A 441-nucleotide genomic window follows, 5' to 3' on the forward strand; every position below is an offset into this window, starting at 1 on the left:
ATATACGGGCGATAGCAGACCTCTGAAACTCAAGAAGTTCGTTCTTACCGAGAACAACAATCCTGATGCCTACCTTGACGCAGAAAAGAGATATCTCGCGCGCGACCCGTCGGTTCGTCATTATCACTATGATGAAATCAAACTGCTGGGGCTCGATGATCTTGAGAATGACTCAGTAAATACGGTTTGAGGACAATACTTCTGGATGTGATGTTCTTGGGTGTTCGCTTATGTCGCTGTTGAATGTTAGATGGGAGATACAATGGCTACTGAATTCCACAATGGGCCCGAGGCTTTGAAAGAGTTGATAGCCTCGCATGGCATAAAGGGTGAATGGTCTGATGATGGAAATGGACGCATGTCGTTCAGGTCCCAGCGCAATGGCGTACTGAACTACTGGCCACATTAGGGGACCGTTCTATGCCAGGGTAAGCTTGAACC

Annotated in this window: 1 protein-coding gene; it reads left to right on the top strand. The window is 47.6% G+C overall.

Annotated elements, in window-relative coordinates; all coding sequences use genetic code 11:
* Positions 1–190, top strand: a 190-nt coding sequence (locus tag AC1D0P_RS29805) for a hypothetical protein (protein ID WP_477680029.1), incomplete at its 5' end; no start/stop codon positions are given.
* Between the last annotated feature and the right edge of the window lie 251 nt (positions 191–441).

This window comes from Polaromonas sp. P1_G2 (assembly GCF_056405515.1).